At 68.7% G+C, this 15,152-nt stretch carries 16 protein-coding genes and 1 pseudogene; 6 read left to right on the plus strand and 11 right to left on the minus strand.

Annotated elements, in window-relative coordinates; all coding sequences use genetic code 11:
• Nucleotides 1–51: 51 nt before the first annotated feature.
• Nucleotides 52–600 carry a hypothetical protein gene (locus tag ACFWZ2_RS28690; protein ID WP_384550479.1) on the minus strand — a complete coding sequence of 183 codons (549 nt, stop codon included), beginning with the start codon at nucleotides 598–600 and terminating at the stop codon, nucleotides 52–54.
• 278 nt (nucleotides 601–878) lie between these two features.
• Between ACFWZ2_RS28690 and ACFWZ2_RS28695 the strand changes: the two genes are divergently transcribed.
• A complete protein-coding gene (locus ACFWZ2_RS28695) occupies nucleotides 879–2,009 on the plus strand; it encodes a protein phosphatase 2C domain-containing protein (RefSeq protein ID WP_384550481.1) in 1,131 nt (376 codons plus the stop codon).
• A gap of 258 nt (nucleotides 2,010–2,267) precedes the next feature.
• Here the strand turns inward: ACFWZ2_RS28695 and ACFWZ2_RS28700 are convergent.
• A pseudogene (locus ACFWZ2_RS28700) lies at nucleotides 2,268–2,483 on the minus strand (transposase); the annotation flags it as partial.
• Between ACFWZ2_RS28700 and ACFWZ2_RS28705 the strand changes: the two are divergent.
• From ACFWZ2_RS28705 to ACFWZ2_RS28715, 3 genes are all read left to right on the plus strand, one after another.
• Nucleotides 2,425–2,595: a hypothetical protein gene (locus ACFWZ2_RS28705; protein ID WP_384550556.1), complete on the plus strand. Its 171-nt coding sequence runs from the start codon at nucleotides 2,425–2,427 to the stop codon at nucleotides 2,593–2,595. The pseudogene ACFWZ2_RS28700 and the gene ACFWZ2_RS28705 sit on opposite strands and share 59 nt — an antisense overlap.
• 181 nt (nucleotides 2,596–2,776) lie before the next feature.
• Nucleotides 2,777–3,202 carry a peptidoglycan-binding protein gene (locus tag ACFWZ2_RS28710; RefSeq protein WP_384550483.1) on the plus strand — a complete coding sequence of 142 codons (426 nt, stop codon included), beginning with the start codon at nucleotides 2,777–2,779 and terminating at the stop codon, nucleotides 3,200–3,202.
• Between the two features lie 357 nt (nucleotides 3,203–3,559).
• Complete coding sequence (locus tag ACFWZ2_RS28715; protein ID WP_384550548.1) at nucleotides 3,560–3,880, plus strand: hypothetical protein; 321 nt, start codon at nucleotides 3,560–3,562, stop codon at nucleotides 3,878–3,880.
• 95 nt (nucleotides 3,881–3,975) lie between these two features.
• On the opposite strand, the gene ACFWZ2_RS28720 is transcribed toward ACFWZ2_RS28715, so the two are convergent.
• The 4 genes from ACFWZ2_RS28720 to ACFWZ2_RS28735 all read right to left on the minus strand — a co-directional run bounded on the left by ACFWZ2_RS28720 (nucleotide 3,976) and on the right by ACFWZ2_RS28735 (nucleotide 6,936).
• Nucleotides 3,976–4,542, minus strand: a complete 567-nt coding sequence (locus ACFWZ2_RS28720; protein ID WP_384550485.1) for a hypothetical protein — start codon at nucleotides 4,540–4,542, stop codon at nucleotides 3,976–3,978.
• A gap of 1 nt (nucleotide 4,543) precedes the next feature.
• Nucleotides 4,544–4,951, minus strand: a complete 408-nt coding sequence (locus ACFWZ2_RS28725; protein WP_384550487.1) for a hypothetical protein — start codon at nucleotides 4,949–4,951, stop codon at nucleotides 4,544–4,546.
• A gap of 480 nt (nucleotides 4,952–5,431) precedes the next feature.
• The gene (locus tag ACFWZ2_RS28730) at nucleotides 5,432–5,785 is read right to left on the minus strand and encodes an ankyrin repeat domain-containing protein (protein ID WP_384550489.1); all 354 of its coding nucleotides are present in this window, start codon (nucleotides 5,783–5,785) and stop codon (nucleotides 5,432–5,434) included.
• Nucleotides 5,786–5,910: 125 nt separating this feature from the next.
• A complete protein-coding gene (locus ACFWZ2_RS28735; protein ID WP_384550491.1) occupies nucleotides 5,911–6,936 on the minus strand; it encodes a 4,5-dihydroxyphthalate decarboxylase in 1,026 nt (341 codons plus the stop codon).
• Nucleotides 6,937–7,043: 107 nt separating this feature from the next.
• Here ACFWZ2_RS28735 and ACFWZ2_RS28740 point away from each other — a divergent pair, with 107 nt between their 5' ends.
• Nucleotides 7,044–7,901, plus strand: coding sequence for a LysR family transcriptional regulator (locus ACFWZ2_RS28740; RefSeq protein WP_384550492.1), 858 nt, complete (start codon nucleotides 7,044–7,046; stop codon nucleotides 7,899–7,901).
• Nucleotides 7,902–8,136: 235 nt separating this feature from the next.
• Here the strand turns inward: ACFWZ2_RS28740 and ACFWZ2_RS28745 are convergent, their stop codons facing one another.
• From ACFWZ2_RS28745 to ACFWZ2_RS28765, 5 genes are all read right to left on the minus strand, one after another.
• On the minus strand, nucleotides 8,137–8,922 hold the full coding sequence (locus ACFWZ2_RS28745) for a thioesterase II family protein (protein WP_384550494.1): 786 nt from the start codon (nucleotides 8,920–8,922) through the stop codon (nucleotides 8,137–8,139).
• Nucleotides 8,923–9,030: 108 nt separating this feature from the next.
• Complete coding sequence (locus ACFWZ2_RS28750; protein WP_384550496.1) at nucleotides 9,031–9,675, minus strand: response regulator; 645 nt, start codon at nucleotides 9,673–9,675, stop codon at nucleotides 9,031–9,033.
• A complete protein-coding gene (locus ACFWZ2_RS28755; RefSeq protein WP_384550498.1) occupies nucleotides 9,639–10,937 on the minus strand; it encodes a sensor histidine kinase in 1,299 nt (432 codons plus the stop codon). Before ACFWZ2_RS28755 ends, ACFWZ2_RS28750 begins: the two co-directional genes overlap by 37 nt.
• An 88-nt stretch (nucleotides 10,938–11,025) precedes the next feature.
• Nucleotides 11,026–13,548, minus strand: a complete 2,523-nt coding sequence (locus ACFWZ2_RS28760) for an FtsX-like permease family protein (protein ID WP_384550500.1) — start codon at nucleotides 13,546–13,548, stop codon at nucleotides 11,026–11,028.
• On the minus strand, nucleotides 13,548–14,348 hold the full coding sequence (locus ACFWZ2_RS28765) for an ABC transporter ATP-binding protein (RefSeq protein ID WP_384550502.1): 801 nt from the start codon (nucleotides 14,346–14,348) through the stop codon (nucleotides 13,548–13,550). Before ACFWZ2_RS28765 ends, ACFWZ2_RS28760 begins: the two co-directional genes overlap by 1 nt.
• Before the next feature lie 453 nt (nucleotides 14,349–14,801).
• On the opposite strand from ACFWZ2_RS28765, the gene ACFWZ2_RS28770 reads away from it, so the two are divergent.
• Entirely contained in the window at nucleotides 14,802–15,050 is a 249-nt protein-coding gene (locus ACFWZ2_RS28770) for a hypothetical protein (RefSeq protein ID WP_384550504.1), read from the plus strand.
• Nucleotides 15,051–15,152: the final 102 nt, after the last annotated feature.

Below are 15,152 nucleotides of genomic sequence, written 5' to 3' on the forward strand. Positions count from 1 at the left end.
GCTGCATCCCTCACACCGAACCCAACGATCCGATGATCGGAAAGACACCCCCTAGAGCCAGCTGGCCCTCATACTCGTCACCACTCCTGCGCCCACGTCGTCCTTCGGGCGACCTAAGTCGCCGGCCCAGACCCGCTCCAGCAGCTGACGGACGGTGCCCACGATCTCGGGCGCCGCTGTGCGAAGACTGTCTGCATCCGCCGCCGAGATGTCCTCCGGAGAGATGCCGGTCTCATGCAACAGGCTGGAGATGTCGGTGAGTTTGCCCGTCAGCCACGACAGCGGATCGTTGGACAACTCCTCGACGAAAGTCCGCGGGCCGGGTTCCCAGCCGACGACGTCGGGGTGGTGGTGCGTACGGTCGAATGTGTTCGGAGCGGCATGCGCGTCTTGGAGGAGATCCACCCGCCAGAGCGGGCGGCCTATCGTGATGGGGCGTGCCGAGTAGATGGAACCGGGCAACTCGCCACTTTCGAAGACTCGTAGCTCCAGCCGTACCCCGCGCTCAGGGGTCTCCTGTCCGTGCAGCGGATTCGGATTGAGGAAGTAGAGATCGCTCACCACGACGCCGATCCGCTCAAAGGCGAATGCGTACAGCACGCCAACCCCCAGGGCTACTCGTGAGACATGCGAATCCCGTGCTGCCGAGCCTACGGAAGCCCGCCGCCACCACACGATCCATAACCGGCCAACGACGCAAGCAGCCCAGGGAACCCAGTGGACACTCCCCGGCGTTCTCGGCTGATCACGCTGCCCCCCCCAGCCGAGTGGGAGACCATCGGACGGCGCCGGGCAGAACCCTTGGTTGACCTTCACCTTGGGGGAACCCACAGCATCGGTTGAGCCGGGCGACGTGCTCGGCATGAGGAGGAACGAGCATGGGGTTGCTGACCATTGGGGCATTCGCGAAGGCGTCCCGGCTGTCGCCGAAGGCACTGCGTCTTTACGACGAACTCGGGCTGCTGACCCCCGCCCGTGTCGACCCGGTGACCGGCTACCGCCTCTACGCACCGGAACAACTGGAGCAGGCCAGGCTGGTCGCCTGGCTCCGCCGCCTGGGAATGCCTCTGGCCCGCATCCAGCACGTCCGCACGCTGGATGCAGGCGCGGCAGCCCAGGAGGTCCGCGTGTTCTGGGCCCAGGTCGAGGCCGACACCGCCGCACGGCGGGACCTGGCCACCTTCCTCATCGACCACCTGTCCAGGAAGGACCCCGCCATGTCCCCCACCGCCAAACCTCTGGGAATCCGTTACGCCGCTCTGTCCGACACGGGCCTGGTCCGCGAGAGCAACCAGGACACCGCCTACGCCGGTCCCCGCCTGCTCGCCGTCGCCGACGGCTGCGGCAGCCAAGGAGCCCCTGCCAGCGCAGCCGCCGTCGACGCACTCAAGCACCTCGAAACCGACAGCATCCCGGCCGGTGATCTCCTCAACGTCCTCGCAGACGTCATCGAACAGGCCAAACAGGCCGTGCACGACGTCGCCGGGAGCGGCTCCTCGCCCGAAGACACCGGCACCACACTCACCGCGATGCTCTGGACCGGATCGCAGCTGGGCCTCGTCCACATCGGCGACTGCCGCGTCTACCTCCTGCGCGACGGAGATCTGTGCCAGATCACCCACGACCACACCATGGTCCAGACGATGGTCGACGAAGGACGGCTCACCCTGGAAGAAGCCGCCTCCCACCCCCAACGATCGCTGTTGGTCCGGGTCCTGGGCCAAAGGGCCGATACCACCACTGACTTGCGCCTCCACGACGCCCAGCGCGGGGATCGATATCTGCTCTGCTCCGACGGTCTGTCGACCGTCGTACCGACCGAAGAAGTCCGCCGAGTGCTCTCCGAGATCAGCACCCCCGAACAGGCTGTCCGCGAACTCATCACCCTCGCCAACGGCTCCGGCGGACCCGACAACGTCAGCTGCGTGATCGCCGACGTCACGGAGATCAAGCAGGAGGAACGAACGGCATGCACTTCGAGTCGCACCGCATCCGCTCTCAAGAACTGATCCGTGAAACCGACGCAGGCCGACTCTCCCAACAAGTCAGGAACGCCAAACCGACTCCCAGAGCCACGATCACCCGCACGTCGCGACCAACTCAACGGCGCCTGCTGACCTGGCTCCGTGATGGAACACCACGCTGCCTACGGTTGAGTGGGACAGGACAGCGGCGACCGAGCTCCTCGAATCCGGTGAAGCTCGAATCCGGTGAAGACTGTCCCGTCTCCGTCTCCAATGATCTGGTCCGCGCCCCAGGCAATCTCATGCACGGGCCGGACACGCGAGGCGCGGACGGGTGTGCCGGAACCCGCGCCGGACGCGCGTCGGTGTCAGCGTCTCGCCGGGACGCGTGGTCTTCTCCCAGGGCTTGCGCCGGTCGACCGCGAGCAGTGCGGCGAGGCGGAGTTGGGTGTGCGCGACGATGACGAGCCAGGTCCAGCGGTCCGCCGCCTGCGGGTCACGAAGCCGTGGCCGCGTCCAGTTGTGGCACGCCGAACTCACCTCCCTGCTCACCGAGGCCCGCGGCGAGCGCGACGCCGACTTCCTCGCGCGCGCGACGCCGGCGGGCGACGGCATCGCCGAAGACCAGTAATGCAGGACACCTACCGCGCCGGTTGACGAGAACTCCCGACTACAGCCCTGGTTTACCTCCCCTACCTCAAAGGTTGAGCGCCGGGTCAACCGGCCGCCGGACGACATGGCCGAACGAGCGGCCCTAGCCTTTCCTCAGATGGCGCCAGTCAGTGCCACTTTCACGAACAGGGGGAAGCAATATGCGGAACAGGGTTGCGATCGGCGTTCTGACTGCCCTGCTGGCAGGTGGCGGCGCGTTGACGCTCGGACCGGGCGCGGCCGCTTCTTCGGCGGATACCGGTGAGGCGAAGAACTCCGTGCAAGTACAGGCTCCGGGCACCTGCGTGTACTACTCCAACTTCGGCAACTGGTGCGGCTATTACAGCGGAACAGCCGAGATCGGCTACGGCAGTCCCAACCATCTTGCCGTCAAGGAGATCCAGTCCCTGATCAACCAAAAGACATATTGGATATGGACGGGCCACAAGCGGCTGAAGGTTGACGGCCAGTTCGGCGACAATACGCGCAAGGCCGTCAAGTGGTTCCAGAGCATTGCCAGGGTCAAGCCGTACGACGGCATTGTCGGCAAGAAGACGTGGGGAGCGTTCCGAGCGAGCCCCCTCTGACTCGGCACCAAGCACCAAGCACGGGCTTTCTCCGCTCGCCCCACCCTCTCCAAGTACCGCTTACCCACCGGGGGTTGTTGCCTGCCGCGCTCGTGACAATGCGGATCACGTCCCGCATCGGTCCTTGCCCGGCATGGCTCCCCGACTCCCCCGGAGGAATGCCCACGTGACCAGGGCCCGCACGTCCCGCGTCGCGCTACCGCGGCCCTACTCCTCGCGGGGAGCGCCACCCTGGCCACGCCACCGGCGGGCGCCGCCGCCCCGACGCCCACCACCCTCCGGGCCGCCGACTACGCCGACGTCCTCGACCTGCACGGCACCCCCACCACCGCGCAGCCCGGCCGCGCGGGCAGCAGCATCAACCCCGTCAACGTCTTCGCCGACCAAGGCGCCTGGCACGCGTACGCCCTGCCCAAGGAGGGCGACCGCGCCGCCTATGGAGGATTCAGCGGGCCCCTTTATCTCGCCCAGGAATACCCCTGGTGGCCGAGCACATCCTTCAGCCGCATCCGACTCACCGAAGACGGCCACGCCCTCGACCTCGCCGCCGGAGGCGCCTCGCGCCTCACCCTGAGCTTGTCCTACCGTTTTGGCGCGGGCTTACGCCGGTCATTCGTAGGATCGGTGGACCCGAGGACTCCGGGTATGGCAGTGAGCTTGTCGCCACTTGATGGCTGAAAAAACTTGGCCGCCCGGAGCCCGTGACGGTCACAGCGTCTCGATCCGCGTCCATTGCGCATCGGGCAACGGCGGGTCGTCGCCGTGATGTGATCTCAGCTTTCGGTCAATTGCCGGTATTTCCTGCCCAGTTCCTCGGCCCGGTGGGCCGTGTCGGCGAGGGGCATGGTGCGGCATTCGTAACCCAGCAGGCGTTTCATGACGGCCATCTCCGGGCCGGTGAAGGTCACCGTGCCATCCGCTGCGATGGATTCGATGCCGTCCGCGCGCTGGCACTCCTCGTTGATGCGGACTGCCTCCCCCAGGGTCAGCCGCGGGCCGAGGTCGACCCTGGCGCCTCCGCGAAGACGGACCGGGTAGCCGCCGGGCAGGCCGCCCGGCGCGGGGGCATGGACGAGGACGTCACTGTGGGCGGCCAGCGCGGCCAGGACCTGGACCGCGGAGGAGGCCGTCAGCAGCTGGCCCTCGCGGCCCCCGAGCCGCTCGAAGCGCCCGCCCAGCTGGGAGAAGAGATCCTCGGTGTCCAGCTCGCCGGTCACGGGAGCGCCGTCGACCCGGCAGGAGAGGTGGTAGTGCGCAGGGTCGGCGTGGCCGGTGCGCGGTGCGTTGTAGCTGAGGAAGTGCTGCGTGACGAGGCGGAGTTCGACGAGCTCGGGCGGCACGTCAAGGGTGTGGGCGACGGCGTAGGCCAGGCCAGGCCAGGCCAGGGACGATATTGGCGACGTCGCCGATGCCGAGGTCCGGTGCGAGGCCGGCGGCGGCGAGGACGGGGCCGACCGCGTCGGGGTAGGCGGCGTTGACCACCGTTGCCTGGATACCGGACGACCTGACGGCTTGCATCAGCCGATGGACCAGGGTCAGGTGCATGGGCAGCCAGGGCCCGAACCGTGCCTGGTCGAGTTCCGCGAACACCTCCGGCGGCAGCTGGGTGATGTGCCACCACGGCTGCAGGGACGCCCCCATGAAGACGATGTCCGGCCGGATGCGCTCCAAGGCCTCCGCGCTCGCATCGATGTCCCACAAGTCCAGGCGCACGCTGGTGAGGTCGGCGAAGAAGCCGAGGTTGGCCACCGAGAACCGGCTCAGATTCTCCCGCAGCCGGATGCGTTCCAGGTTCCGCCCGCCACAACGATGCGCGGGGGCGCAGGACGGCTGAGCAGCAGGTCGAGCACTTTGGCGGACAGATCCCCCATGCCCACCAGCATGATCAGTGGCCTGTCACCCGGGCTGTCCGGTGCCAACGCTTCGCCCCCGTCCGCTGCTCCGCAATCGATGCGCGGCAGAAAGCCTGTCCGCAGGCCGCGGCGCCCAAGCGCCGTCTTTCAGCCGACACCGTCGGCCCTCAGCCAGACCCGGACCTATCCGCCCGAACCTCCTCGGCCCGCACCCGGGCAGCCGCCTCCCGCTCCTCCAGCAGCCCCATCACCGACGTCACCGCTCAACTCCCCGCCGCCGAGAACGAATTCACCGTCCCGACCATCCCGCAGAGATGACGAACCCATGCCTCAACAGCGGAAACTCAGCGATCACATCCGGAAAGACAACGGCTTCTCAGGTGATGTGGTTCGCCAATGCGTTGAAGACGGGCTGTCCTCTGACATCGAGGTCCAGAAGCAGGTCCACAGTCTGCGGGTGTCCGTGGTCTCCGGACGTCGCCGCCAGCACCAATGGCACGTACCCCATCCTGCCCTGGGCACCGGTAGGGGCACCGGCATCGAGAAGGACTCCCACCACTTCTGTGTGCCCGTGCATCGCTGCCTGGCGCAAAGGGGTCATCTCGTCGTACTCACCTGTCTGCTGCTGCGGGTCCGCCCCAGCCGCAAGGAGCAGGCGGACGGTCTCGGCATGGCCCTCCCGCGCAGCGAGATCCTGTGCAGTACGCCCAGCCTGCCTGTCCAGGTTCACTGACAAACGGTCCAGGCTCGATGTCAGAGGACACGGCCTGGAACTACTCGAAGGCCGCGATGCCTCTCTCCAAGTGTCCTGTGTCATCCAATCGAGGCGTTTGACAGGGAACCAGGGGACGGCGGCTACGTGTTGAGCAATTCCGCGGCGAAGACGTCCTCGATCCTCCACTGCCGGCTGGTCAGGCCCTGCTGGTAGTGGTAGCGCAGGTATACGTCGAGGGCGGCGCGGTTGGCCGCGATGCCGTAGGGCCACCAGTCCTCGGGGAACTCTTCACCGTTGCGGTCCACCAGGGCGTTCATCCACGGAATCATGGTCTGGATCTGGTAGAGCCTGCGGCTTTGGCGGTAGCTTTCGGCAGCGGCGTCCTTCGCCCGGGAGAAGGCACGGTAGACGCCGTGCGCGAGTCCGGGATGGTCCTGCAGCAGTTCCCGCCGGATGACGATGGTGTGCATCATCGGGAAAATGCCGGTTCGCCGGTAGTAGTCGCGTTCCAGCGGCTCGAAGTCGGCGAACAGCCGGGTGACGTTCATGGATCCGTCGAGCACGCACTGCGGGACATTCGCCGAGAACAGCGCGTCGATCTCACCGGCGTCGAGCATCGCGCTCAGTGTCTTTCCTTCGGGCGCGACGCGCACGTCGACTTCGGCCGGGTGCGGATGGGGGATGAAGTCGAAGGGGGGCGCGGGGTACTCAAGGCCGCCGATCACCCAACGGCTCTCCTCGGGTTTGAATCCGTACTCGTCCATCAGGATCCCTTTGGCCCACACACCGGAGTCCTGACCGTAGACGCCGAACTCGCCGATGGTCCTGCCCGCCAGATCTCCCGGCTCCGTGATCCCGCTGTGGACATTGACGAAGATGCACGAGTGACGGAACACGCGGTTCGGGAACACCGGCAACGCTACGAACGGCAGTCCGGTCTCCAGTAACCGCAGGTAGAACGTGAGACCGAGCTCAGCGACGTCGAACTCGTTCCCGCGGATCAGTCGGTCGAAGAGCTCCGGCAGGGTCGCCGCGGTCTTCATCGTGACGTCGATGCCGTCGGTGCCGTCGATGCCGTCGATGCCGTCGATGCTTACGGTCCCATCGAACAGCGCCCGCGTCGTGTCGTACGGGAAGCACCCGACCGTGAGGGCAGGGGTGGCCATGAATACTCCTCCTCGTCGGCTCTGCTGCTTCCATCGTTGGCCGTCGCGTTGTCCGCTGTCCAAGACCTGTTGGGAACGTCCGATACCGCACGGGTATCGTGCTCGAGGTGGACCTTCGTTCGCTCCGGTATTTCATCGCCGTCGCCGAGGAGTGCCATATCGGCCGGGCGGCGAACCGCCTTCACATGACGCAGCCACCACTGAGCCGCGCGATCCGGCGGCTCGAGGACGAACTCGGCGTCCTCCTGTTCGAACGCACCCCCAAGGGCGTCACCCTCACGCCCGCTGGAGAGGTTCTGTACGACGAAACGGGGGCGTTGTTGGGGCAGGCCGACCGGATCCGCAGGCGAGTGGCCGCTACGGCGGGCACGGAGCCCCTCGCCATCGGGACCCTGGCGGACGCGGCCGAAAAAGTCGGCGGCCGACTGGTCCCCCTCTTCCGGGCCCGCCATCCGCACGTCCACGTCACCATCCACGAATCGGACCTCGGCGACCCGACAGCCGGACTCCGCGCCGGGCTGGTCGACGTGGCAATCACCCGAACTCCCTTCGACGAAACCGGCATCAGCACCCACGTCCTGCGCTCGGTACCCGTCGGCGTAGTGATGCGGGATGATGATCCACTCGCCGGTCACTCCTCGGTCGCGTCGGCCGACCTCGCCGACCGCCCATGGGTCCGGCTGCCGGACGGCACCGATCCGGCGTGGACGGCGTACTGGACCGGCAGTGGAAACAGCGACGCGTCGCCGGTCATGCGAACGATCCAGGAGTGCCTGCAAGCGGTCCTGTGGAACGGCACATCGGCTCTCGCTCCCATCGATCAGCCGTTGCCCGCCGGCCTGGTCGTCGTCCCGCTGAGCGACCGCCCGCCCAGTGATCTCGTCGTGGCCTGGCCGAGGACGACAGCAGGCAGCCCACTGGTACGCGGCTTCATCCACGTCGCAGAGAGCTGCTGGCACACCTGACGCAGACACCGGTGCTCCTGGATCCAGCCGACGGTGCCGAACTCATGCTGTGGTCCTTCAGGCGGCGGTGTGCTCGGTTCAGCTGTGTGTGCTGGCGCTGCCCGGCGCGGTGGCGCGCAGGGCAGCGCTGAACGCCTGAAGCATGCGGGAAACCCGCGCGTGTTGGGTAACGGGACCACGGGGCGCAAGGTACCCGGCTCGGCGCGGCCCATGGCGGCGAACGCCCCTCCGTCAGCTACGCGTTCGCGGGCCTCGGCGACGTCACGGACGCCGTCGGCGATCGATCGGCGATGAGTCGCATGATCTCGGCCTGGTGGGACGAGAGGTAGAAGTGTCCGCCCTTGAACACCCGGAACTCGAAGGGGCCTTCGGTGTGTTCGGCCCATGCCCTGGCCTCGTCGAGGGTGACCTTGGGGTCGGTGTCGCCGACGAGACTCACCACCGGGCAGTGGAGCTTGGGGCCCGGCTCGTACACGTAGGTCTCCACGGCCCGGTAGTCGGCGCGGATCGCCGGGAGGGCCATACGGATCAGCTCCTCGTCGTCCAGGATCGCGGAGTTCGTGCCGCTCAGCTCCCGCATCTCTTGGATGATTCCTTCGTCGTCCCGCAGGTGGACCGTCTCCGAGCGCGTGCGCGACGGCGCACGCCGCGCGGAGGCGAAGAGGCCGAGCGGCACGACTCCGTGGTCGTTCTCCAGGCGGCGGGCCACCTCGAAGCCGAGCGTGGCGCCCAGGCTGTGGCCGAAGAACAGCAACGGCCGGTCCGCCCACGGCAGCAGCGCCCTGGTGACGTGGTCGGCGAGGTCCCCGACCGTGGGGACGCACGGCTCGGTCCTGCGGTCCTGGCGGCCGGGATACTGGACGGCCAGGACGTCCACGGAGTCCGGCATCCCTGTCGCCATCGGGTGGAAGAAGCTGGCGGAGCCGCCCGCGTGCGGCAGGCAGACCAGTCTCACCGCGCCGTCCGGGCGGGGGCGGTAGCGGCGTATCCACAGTGCGTCGTCCCCGGCGGGCGTTGCCATGGGCGGGCGTTCCTCTCGTAGTACGGGCACTCCGGAACAGCAGCCTCGCCGATCAGCGGCCGCCTCCGGGACCCCTACCGCCCCTTGTCCGTTGCCTCCCCCGACCCGTCACGCGTTGAGGTAGGCCAGGACCGCGAGGACGCGGCGGTTGCTGTCGCTGGACGGCGGGAGCATCAGCTTCACGAAGATGTTGGAGATGTGCTTCGCGGCGGCGCCCTCACTGACGCACAGGCGCTGGGCGATGGCGGTGTTGGAGCAGCCCTCGGCCATGAGCTCCAGGACGGTGCGCTCGCGGCCGGTGAGCGTGGCCAGCGGTTCGTCCCTGGAGTGGCTGGTCATGAGCTGGGCGACGACGGCGGGGTCCATGGCGGTGCCGCCGGCGGCGACGCGCCGGACGGCGCCGATGAACTGCTCGTCGTCGAACACACTGTCCTTGAGGAGATAGCCGATGCCGCCGGTGCCGTCCGCCAGCAGCTCCCGGGCGTACATCTGCTCGACGTGCTGGGACAGTACGAGGATCGGCAGGCCGGGCCGTTCGCGGCGGGCCTTGAGGGCGGCCTGCAGGCCCTCGGTGGTGAACGTCGGAGGTAAGCGCACGTCCACGATGGCGATGTCGGGCCGGTGTTCGGTGAGGGCGGCGGCCAGGTCCTCGCCGTTGTCCACCGCGGCCGCCACCTTGAAGTCGTAATCCTCCAGAAGCTGGATGAGCCCCTGCCTCAGGAGGAAGAGGTCTTCGGCGAGGACAACACGCACGGTATCTCCATCTTTGTCGTGGTCGGGCCGCCGGAGGGACTGTCGATCTCCAACGTCCCGTCAAAGGTTGCCAGGCGTCGGCGGATTCCCTCCAGTCCGGTCCCGGCCGAGCAGTCCGCACCGCCCCGTCCGTCGTCCGTGACCTGGGCATACAGCACGCCCTGCGCATACCGAGCGGTGATCTCGACGCGCTCCGCTTCCGCGTGCTTGAGCGCGTTGGTCAGCAGCTCGGACACGGAGAAGTACGTGGCGGACTCGACCGGCGGGGGAAGCTGCGCGGGCAGGTCGACGTCGACCGTGACGGGCAGCGGGCTCGCGATGCCGAGGGCGCGCAGGGCGTCGGCGAGGCCGCGCTCGGCCAGGACCGGCGGGTGGATGCCCCGGACCAGGTCACGCAGTTCGGTCAGGGCGCAGACGGAGGAACTGCGGGCCTCGCGCAGCAGCTTGCGCGCCTCCTCGATGTCGTGGCCCATCTTCCGGTCCACGGCGCCGAGTTTGAGGCCCAGGCTGACGAGCCGGGCCTGCGCGCCGTCGTGCAGGTCGCGCTCGATGCGGCGCAGCTCGGCCGCCTGGGTGTCCAGGGCGCCGGAGCGGGTCTCGGCCAGGTGGCGCACCCGGGAGGCGAGGCGGGTGCGCTCGGTGGGACCGAGCAGGAAGCGGCAGAAGTACGCGTACCCCTTGAGGACGGGCGGCCCGACGAACGGCCAGGCGGCCAGCAGCCCGACGGCGGCCGCGCCCGCCGCCAGAGCGGTCGGCCAGCTGTCCACGGTGATGAACGCGTACATCCGGCCTTCGCCGTCGGCCGCGAGAGGCCGCCACAGGCCGCAGGCCAGGACGAGGCCCTCGCCCGCGTAGTAGAGGACCGCGCAGGGCAGCAGGGCGACGAAGCCGACGACGGTGTTCAGGAGCAGCCACAGCAGGTCCCGCCAGGTGGCGGGGTCGGTGAGGATCCACTTGCAGCGGCGCATCCATCCGACGATGTCCCGCTCGACCTCCTGCGGTTCCGGCAGGTACGGCGCCTCGACCGGGACCCCGGAGCGGGCCGCGGCGCCACGGCTGAGGTCGCAGAGCCGGCGGATGGCCCGGGTGAGGTAGGGCAGGGCGACGAAGCCGATGCCGATGACGCACAGGATCACGAAGTAGGTGGTCACCAGGAAGAGTCCGAGTGACGCCATGGTCCCGGCGGCGATCAGCACACCCACCGACGTGTCCAGGACGGCGCGGCGGCTCAGTGCGCGCCATGGGACCGGCACGGTTGTCATGCCGTCATGCTCCCATCGTGGGCGGTGGCGGAGAAAAGGGGGCGGCCCCTGCCCGGGGGTGGCAGGGACCGCCCGGTTCGGGAACGGCTCACGCGGCCTTGACGGTGTCCACCGCGGGCTGGCGCATGCCGCGCCACGAGGGGAACAGGGTGGCGCCGAAGATCAGCAGCAGCGATCCGCCGACGATGGCGAGGTAGATGCCGATCGATCCGGAGGGCATGATCGAGTCGTTCTTGACGAGGCTGTACGGGACGATGGTCGTCGCCGAGGCCGCGGTGCCGAGCACCGTGGCGATGACGGCGATCAGGGCGCCCTCGACGGTGAGCATGCCGAGCACCTGGCCGCGGGTCGCGCCGGTCAGCTGCTGGAGGCCGAACTCGGCCCGCCGCTTGCGGGTCACCGCCACCAGGGTGTTCACCACCGTGATGGCCGCGTACCCCACGATCATGGCGACGATCGTGTAGTTGGCGGAGACCAGGATCTGCTGGATCTGGTTGTTCCGGCCGGCGAGCGAGGAGCTGTCGTCGAGCTCGGTGCCCGGCACGGCCGCGGCCAGGTCGGCGAGGCGGGCGTGCACCCCGTCGGCGCCGGAGGCCGAGGTGACGAGGATCTGCTGCGGCAGGCCGTCGGTGGTGTGCGGGGCGAGCGTCCGTGCGGGCAGCACCAGGTACTGCTGCTTGGGGTTGTCCTTGTAGAGCGCGACGACGGTGGGGCTGGTCCGGAAGCCGTCGCCGAGATGCATCGGAAGGCGGTCACCGACCTTCACACCGAACGCGTCGGCCTTCTTCTCGGACAGGGCCACGGTGTTGCCCTTGAGAGCGGCCAGGTCGCCCGCGACGGGCTTCAGGTCGAGCGTCTTGCGGACGCCGTCGGCGGAGACGCCGCGCAGGTCGAGGTCGGCGCGGCCGTCGGGTGCGTCCACGAAGCCGCGGCTGGTGACGAGTTCGGAGGCGCCGGACACTCCTGCGGTCTCCCGGACCTTGTCGACGACGCCGGGAGCGAAGCCGCCGGTGGTGGAGTCGAGGACGTAGTCGGCGAGGATGTTGTCGGCGTAGGAGCGTGCGGAGACGTCGTCCTCGGTGGACTGCATGTAGAGGGTGCCGGTCGCGATGCCGATGAGCAGGACGATCGGCGCGATGGCGCCCGCCATGCGGACGTTGGAGGTGGTCGCGTTGCGCAGGGCGAGATAGCCGGAGAGGCCGGACAGCGCGCGGACCGGGAGGCGAACCATCGCCACCATGACCTTGGTGATGCCGGGGGCGAGCAGCGCGAGGCCGATGCAGAACAGCACACAGGCAGGGCCCGCGGTGCTGGCCAGGGTCGGGCCGTCCTCCATGACGGTGGCGGTGGCCACGGCGAGGCCGATGCCGTTGGCGATGAAGAACAGCGCGAGCACCAGCTTCGGGACAGTGAACCAGCGGGTGCCCGCGGTGGATTCGGCGAGGGCCGCGACCGGTTCGGTGCGTGCGGCACGCCGTCCCGCGAAGCGGGTGGCGAGAGCGGCGGCCAGGACGGTGGTGACCGCGCCGACGGCCATCGGGACCCAGCCCGCGCGGTAGACGACCGCGTCGGAGACCACGCCGCTGTCACTGAGGACGCCGAAGAGCAGCTTGCCCACGAGGTACCCGGGAGCGAGGGCGAGGGCCACCGACGCCACGGACAGCACGGCGGTCTCGCACAGGATCATGCGGCGGAGCTGCTGGGGGGTGGCGCCCACCGCGCGCAGCAACGCCATCTCGCGGGCGCGCTGTTGCAGGGAGAGGCCGAGGGTGGAGGCGACGCCGAACATCACGATCAGGACGACCGAGCTGCCGAAGATGGCGGCGAGGATGACGATGGTCCGCTGGCTGGAGAGGGTGCCGGGCAGTTCGGCGAGGCCGCGCTGGGCGCCGGTGAGTACCTCGGCCCGGTCCCCGACTGCGGACTTGACCGCCGAACTCAGGGCGGACACGTCGGTGCCGGAGTCGGTGAGCACGCCGATGGAGTCGATCGCGCCGCCCGCGCCTGCCAGGCGGCGCGCCTCGTCGTCGGTGAAGAACACGGCCGCGTCCGGGTTGCTGTCGCCGCTCTGGGCGGCGATGCCGCTGACCCGGAAGCTCTCGGTCCGGCCCTTGACCGCGAGGTCGACGTCGGCGCCGGGCTTGACGTCCATGCGGTCGGCGAGCCGCTGGTCGAGGACGATCTCGCCGTCGGCGGCGGGGGCTTCACCGGCGGCGAGAGTGTAGGGGGTGAGCTGGGCCCCGGACCAGCCGTGGCCGTAGGAGTCCGTCGAATCCGACCCACCGGTGACCGGCTTGCCGTCCTTGAGGACGGAGGCGGGGAACGAGACATCGCCGACGGCCTTGCGCACACCGTCGACGGCGGCGACCTTCTCGACCAGACCGGCGTCGATGTGACGGCGCTCGGTGAGCGCGGTGTCGTCGTAGGACTGCTCACCGGTGACGACGACCGAGGCGCGGTCCAGGCGCTGCGGGGCGGCTTCCATGCGTACGCCGGTCTCCATCAGGCCGCCGCAGCCGATGACGATGGCGGCGCCGAGGAACATGGCGAGGAACGTGGCGACGAAGCTGGTTTTGCGGAACTTCAGGGTGCGCAGTGCGAGGGACCACATCAGTACTGTCCCCCCACGGCGGTGGAAGCCGACTGGTAGTCCTCGTCGTCCCAGGCACCGAGCCGGGTCATGCGGGCGGCAACGGCATCGGCGGTCGGCCGGTGCAGCTCCCCGACGAACGTGCCGTCGGCGAGGAAGACGACGCGGTCGGCGTACGAGGCGGCCACCGGGTCGTGCGTGACCATGACCAGGGTCTGCCCGGCGGCGGTCACCGACTCGCGCAGGAGTCCGAGGACGGCACCCGCGGTGCGGGTGTCCAGGGCGCCGGTGGGTTCGTCGGCGAAGATCACGGCGGGGCGTGTCACCAGGGCGCGGGCGATGGCCACCCGCTGCTGCTGGCCTCCGGAGAGCTGGCTCGGCAGGTGCCCGAGCCGCTCGGACAGGCCCACGCGCTGGACGACGGTCTTGACGAGCGCCTTGTCGGGGCGGGTACCCGCCAACTGCAGCGGCAGCATGATGTTCTGCATCACGGTCAGCGCCGGCAGCAGGTTGAACGACTGGAAGATGAAGCCGATGTGGTCGCGGCGCAGCTTGGTCAGCTGCACGTCGTCCAGGCCCGAGAGGTCGGTGCCGCCGACGGTGACGGCGCCGGATGTGGGCCGGACCAGGCCCGCGGCACAGTGCAGGAAGGTGCTCTTGCCGGAGCCGGACGGGCCCATCACGGCGGTGAACGTGCCGGAGGCGAAGCTCATCGTGAAGTCCCTGAGCGCAGCCACCTCGTTGTCGCCGTGGCCGTAGATCTTCGAAACGGTGTCAAGGCGTACGGCCTGTGACTGTCGGGCGTTGTCTGCTGTCTGCACTCGGGCTCCCCAGAAGGTGTCGCGCTTCGGCGCGGTGTCGGAGTCAACGTTAGGAACAGAGCGCCGTCCGGCACATTGGCCTTAGCAGGTGGATCGAAGGTAGAAGTTTCTCTACTTCGGCGCCGGGGGCGGTCCCCGAGGGGGGTCGGCAAGGAGGCTTCGGGAACTCCTGTCAAGGGGGAGAAATCTCCCCTTCCGCACGACGGCTAATACCACCCCAGAAAGTGTCGCCAGGGCCATTTTCGCCTGCCATTCCAAGGAGTAGCGTCGGGTTCTCACACACATCACGAAGAGGATCGGAAGATATGTGGCCAGGACAGGCAGCCCGCATGGCCGAAAGAATTCACAAGGAACCAAGCGGCTTTCGCCCCAGACCGCTCGTACGGCGCACAAGTGGCAGCGCGGGGCGTGACGTTGATGGCGGGCAGGGCAGATACGGGGGAGCTTTACGACATGAGGAATGAACCGGACGTCGTTCCCCGGGTACTGCCCGACGGGTTCCTCGAGCTTGCCTCGCCGCACACCGGAAAGAGCCACCGGTGCGGCCCGAAGGGCACGATGATGTGGCTCGCGCTGCAGCGGAGCAATTGGGATGCGGAGCGGGCGTCGCTCGAAGTCGCCGAGCAATTGAATGTCGATCCGGCCGGAACTCGCTGCGACGTGGACGCGTGGATCCTTCATTTTCATGAGGCTGCCCGGTGAATGCCCCGAGGGGCGGGGAGGGGGGGGGGCCGCCCGCCCCCCCCGCCGGGGTGGGGGGGCACGCGTGGAGCGAGCAGCGGCCCGCCCGCCCCACCGACAACA

The sequence above is a fragment of the Streptomyces sp. NPDC059002 genome (genome assembly GCF_042740435.1).
GTDB lineage: Bacteria > Actinomycetota > Actinomycetes > Streptomycetales > Streptomycetaceae > Streptomyces.